Source organism: Halobacillus sp. A1, from assembly GCF_024189295.1.
In the GTDB taxonomy this organism is placed as follows: domain Bacteria; phylum Bacillota; class Bacilli; order Bacillales; family Halobacillaceae; genus Halobacillus_A.
The window spans coordinates 1-5146 of sequence record NZ_JAIZEN010000048.1 but is presented as its reverse complement, the minus strand read 5'-3'; the positions used below and the strand labels follow the sequence as shown (position 1 = coordinate 5146).

General features: G+C 33.1%; 4 protein-coding genes. All 4 read left to right on the top strand.

Going from position 1 to position 5146, the window contains the following annotated elements:
• The first annotated feature begins 110 nt into the window (after positions 1-110).
• The 4 genes from LF817_RS19865 to LF817_RS19850 all read left to right on the top strand — a co-directional run bounded on the left by LF817_RS19865 (position 111) and on the right by LF817_RS19850 (position 5083).
• The gene (locus LF817_RS19865; protein ID WP_253937548.1) at positions 111-2372 is read left to right on the top strand and encodes an AAA family ATPase; all 2262 of its coding nucleotides are present in this window, start codon (positions 111-113) and stop codon (positions 2370-2372) included.
• A gap of 117 nt (positions 2373-2489) precedes the next feature.
• Positions 2490-3425 (top strand): bacteriophage abortive infection AbiH family protein, encoded by a 936-nt coding sequence (locus tag LF817_RS19860; RefSeq protein ID WP_253937547.1) that lies wholly within the window; start codon positions 2490-2492, stop codon positions 3423-3425.
• 288 nt (positions 3426-3713) lie between these two features.
• Positions 3714-4292 carry an NUMOD4 domain-containing protein gene (locus LF817_RS19855; protein ID WP_253937546.1) on the top strand — a complete coding sequence of 193 codons (579 nt, stop codon included), beginning with the start codon at positions 3714-3716 and terminating at the stop codon, positions 4290-4292.
• A gap of 245 nt (positions 4293-4537) precedes the next feature.
• Positions 4538-5083 (top strand): GrpB family protein, encoded by a 546-nt coding sequence (locus LF817_RS19850; protein WP_253926249.1) that lies wholly within the window; start codon positions 4538-4540, stop codon positions 5081-5083.
• The last annotated feature ends 63 nt before the right edge of the window (positions 5084-5146 follow it).

Below are 5146 nucleotides of genomic sequence, written 5' to 3'. Positions count from 1 at the left end.
AAGGGCAGGATAGTGGAAGACTCAGTTTCGAGATATTCAATCTTTTTTACATAATGTTCTGTGGTAAAATGTGGTATATGTTAAGTTTTTTAAGATTTAAGGAGGATTATATGATTAATGAAATTACCTTGAGGAATGTAGCAACTTACGACAATAAGGGTGTTGAAATTAAAGGTTTGGAGAAAGTAAATTACTTTTATGGAAGCAATGGTTCTGGAAAAACAACTATATCTGAAGTATTGCGTAACATTGATGAATTTCCAGATTGCTACATAACTCAGCCTGAACCTGACCATAAGGTATTTGTTTATAATAGGAATTTTGTGGAAGAGAACTTTAGACAAAACGAACATATTAAAGGGATCTTTACTTTAGGTAAAGATCAAAAAGAAACCATGGAACAAATTAAGGAAAATAAAGACGAGTTAGTGAAACATAGAGAAAAAATAAGTGACTTGAATGAAGGTATAGAAAGTAAAGAAGATGAAAGGAACAGTAATAGAAATATTTTTAAAGAAGAGTGTTGGGGTATAAAAGATAAATATACTTCATATTTCAAAGAGGCATTTACGGGCTATAATAATTCCAAAAAAAATCTAATGAAAAAATTCATAGCAGAAGCTGATAATAAAAACGAACTAAAGGAATTTATAGATTTAGTCCAAAGGAGAGAGGCACTTTTTGAACGTACTCTTGTAAAAGTAGATACTATACCACTGATGCAATCAACTATTGAGTTTCAGGATATTTCTATTCTTAATACAAGAATTATTGGTGCAGATGATGTAGACATATCTAATTTAATAAATAAATTAAGCATTAGTGATTGGGTACTACAAGGACATGACCATATGCACAATACTGATGGTATTTGTCCCTTCTGTCAGCAAGGGCTTCCAGACGATTTAGATGCTAAATTACATAGTTACTTCGACCAAACATACTCTGAACAAATAAATAGGTTAAAGAGTTTTTCAGAGAATTATGAGGCATATAAAGAAGATCTTATTTCACGAATAAAGGATTTTATTAATAAAAGCCATGAATATATAGACAATAAAATGATCCAAGATACCTTTTTATTAATCGAAGCTAAGATAAAGGAGAATATGAACCTAATTAAGAGCAAATTAAATGAACCGAGTAAGGTCATTACTTTGCAGGATATTTCAAAGAACCTCACTGATATAAACGTTGAAATAAAAAAAGCCAATGAGTCAATCACCGAAAACAATGACTTGGTGACAAATGCCAAAGAAGCTAAACAGGTTTTAATAGGTGATATCTGGAGATATTTAATTGAGCAAAATAAGGAAAACTATTCCAGGTATAAATCAAAAGATGACCAATTGGATAAAGAAATAAACGGAAGGAAAACTGGTAGAAAAAATAAAGAAAAACATAAGAAGAAATTGGAGGAAGAGGTTTCTCAACTTCAAAAGCAAGTAACTAATATTGAACACTCAGTCAATGAGATTAACAAAAGGTTAAGAGCCTTTGGTTTTACAAATTTTAAATTAGCTACCGCGAATGAAAAAGGCCATTACAAGATTGTCCGGGGGAACGGCGAGGATGTAGAGAACACATTAAGTGAAGGAGAAAAGACATTTATTACCTTTCTGTATTTTTACAATTTATTGAAGGGCAGTACAGATAGGGAAGAAGTCACTACTAATAAAATTGTGGTATTAGATGATCCAATATCAAGTTTAGATAGCAACATATTGTTTATTGTAAGTAATCTGATTAGAGAAATTATTGAAGAGGTAAAAAGCGAAACAGGAGAAACTAGACAATTGATTTTACTGACTCATAACATCTACTTTCACAAAGAAGTCTCCTTCAACAGACATAATCAAACCCTCAGTAATGAGTCGTTTTGGATTGTTAGAAAAACGGATAATAACTCTTATGTTCAGCAATATAATGATAATCCAATTAAATCTTCTTATGAACTATTGTGGAATGAATTAATTCTTTTAAACAACCAAAGCTTAATAACAACTCAAAATGTTATGAGAAGAATTTTAGAGAATTATTTTACCTTTTTTGGAGGTGTAAATTTAACAGACATAGTAAACAAATTTGATGATGAAGAAAAATCAATTTGCAGATCATTACTTACTTGGTTGCACGATGGATCACATCATATAAATGAAGATTTATTTGTGGAAAGAAGTACAGATATTGTAGCGAGATATTTAGAAGTATTTAAGCAAATATTTTATAGAATGGGACATGGTTCTCATTATGAAATGATGATGAAGAATATTGAACATAAAGAACGCGATGGGATACACGATGATATAAGTAATGAAGAAATAGCAATTGGAAGCAAAGAAGCTGCATCGACGGTTGAACAAAGAGATTAAACAATTACATGTCTGTTAATTTAAATATCAATTTTTTTGCTAAAAGGGTTATATAGCTATAGGAGGTAACCATACCTACACCGCTTAAGTAATCAATTGAAAGTGCAGGTGTTAAAAATGAATCAAAATTTGTATAACGAAGCTATAGAGTATGAACAACTCACGCAGAAAAGACTTTTTATTATTGGAAATGGGTTTGATCTTCACCATGGAATGAAAACTAGTTACTGGAATTTTAGGAATTACCTCTTGGAAACTGGGACAGAAATATTAAGAACGATGGAGATGTTCAATATGTTCCAAGAGGATTTATGGTCGAGTTTTGAAGCAAATCTGGCAAATATCGATGTTCAACTAATGTATGATTATTACTCTGACAGTTTAGTCTCGTATGCAGATGACAATTGGAGTGACATGTATCATCATGAATTTCAGTATTTTATCGAACAAGATACTTCATATATGAGCTATGAGTTAATATCTCAATTTGTTAAATGGATATGCAGTATTGATATGCCAACTAAAATGAGTGAAGGGATTGCTAAGTGTTTTACCGAGGTTAAGGATTCTTTTTACTTGAATTTTAACTATACACCAACTTTACAAAACTTCTATGGAATTAATGAGGAGGAGGTTCTTCATATTCACAATAGAGTTGTTCATGAACGTTCTGAAATCATTCTTGGTCATGCTGTAGGAAAGCCACCAAGTAATTTAGATTTGGGTTATGGTGATGTTAGGCTTGATGAAGCGTATGATTTAATTACGCAGTATTATGCAACTACACACAAGTCAACAGCTTCCGTGATTGCAAGGAATCAGTCTTTTTTTAACTCACCTAATAAATATAATGAGATTATTATTATGGGACATAGCTTGTCGGATGTTGATTTACCATATATTCAACGGATAACGTCAAATCTGTGTCATAAAAATACACGCTGGTATGTGAGCTACTATAGTGAAGGTGAGATATCAAGTCATAGAAGGAGTCTAGAAAAATGCTTAATTTCTGATAACAAAGTTTCTTTCTTTAGACTCTCTGATTTGTAAATACATATAATGAATTTCTAGAATGCACGTGCTAGTTTTGTAGCATTAGTAAGAAAAGTAAGCTATAAAAATAGAATTTTGAAATGGTGAAAAGTTATGAAGAAACTAACGGGGGCATTAGTTAGTGACCATCTCGAAATTAAGTCTTCCACTATAGAGGGGGGCGTTAGTTCAACAACAAGCAACCACATTTTTCAGAGATTGTGTAAGCAGATGAATAGAAATTGAAACACCTTTAAAAAGCCTTACTACAACCTATTTAGGCAAAAGCCACTAAGGATGTGACGCATGGATACACAAATATCAAATAAAATAAAGGCTATTACATCGGTTGGTGAGTGGAAAGAAGTTGACGGTTTTCCGAATTACCTGGTAAGTACAGAAGGCGAGGTTATCAATAAAACGACTGTTAAACGAATGAACCAGCATGTGAACCACGGAGGGTATAAGTATGTAAACTTAAGTCACAAGGGCAAAGCGAAACAGCAATTAGTGCATCGTCTGGTCGCAACAGCTTTTATCCCGAATCCTGACAACAAAGCCGTGGTGAACCATATCGATGCCGATCGTGGGAATCCGAAAAAAAGTAATTTGGAATGGGTGACCCACAAAGAGAATTCGGAACATATGGTGAATAGTTTTCGCAGCCCGAATCAAATGATGGCGATTTTGTTGAATAAAAAGGGGGAGGAGATAGCTTTATTTCCTTCGAATAAGCGATGTATAGAATACATTTTCAATCGTTATCGCATGCAACATGGCTATTACGAGGGTGAGCCGATTTTCGAAGATATCGAGTTTTATGAAGAGTTATCCCCTGTAATGAGAAATGGAAGAGCAGCTAGACGCATGAAACTTAATTTCTAATAAAAAGCTCTGTCACTAAAAAACTTATCCCGTGTTGGAGTACATAAACTAAAGTCATATAAAACAGTTCTACAAAAAGCCCAATTATTCAATAAGACGGGGGTTTTAGTAAACTTCTAGTACTTGTTAAAATAGGGTTTAAGAAGAAATGTAGTTAAACTAACGGGGGCAATTGTTCAATATGGACGATCGTTTTGAATAACGGAGAAGGTTTGTTGAAGAAAATAAGAGGGAGGATAGAATTAATGGACAATAGCAATGACCATAAAAACATCCCAGTATGGGCATTTGAAACAATTGAGTTAAAAGAGCCAGACCCTATGTGGAAGGACAAAGGCATTCGGGAGAGAAAAGAACTATACAATTTACTTTCAGCTTTTGGTGTTAAGCAAGTAGAACATATAGGCAGTACAGCAATTCCTAATTTGCCCGCTAAACCAATTATCGACTTAATGGCTTCTATTCCATCATTTAAACTTATCAACAAAATAGTGGAAAACTTATCTTTACACGATTGGCATTATGTACCTCCCGAATTAGACAAACAGCCTTGGAGAAGATTTTTTGTTAAAGTAAAGAACGACAAACGAGTAGCTCATTTACACCTAATGCAAGAAGGAGAAGAACGTTGGGAAAAACAACTTAAATTTCGAAATAAATTAAGAACTAATGCACACCTTGCAGAGGAATACGCTACAATTAAAAGCCAATTAGCACAAGAATTTAATAATGACCGTGAGGGATATACAGAAGCAAAAACAGAATTTATAAATAAGGTGCTATTTAACTAAAGGGTTCGTTAGTTACCATTTCCTACAAAATATCTCGAAATCAAGTCTTCCAGTAATTGGGGC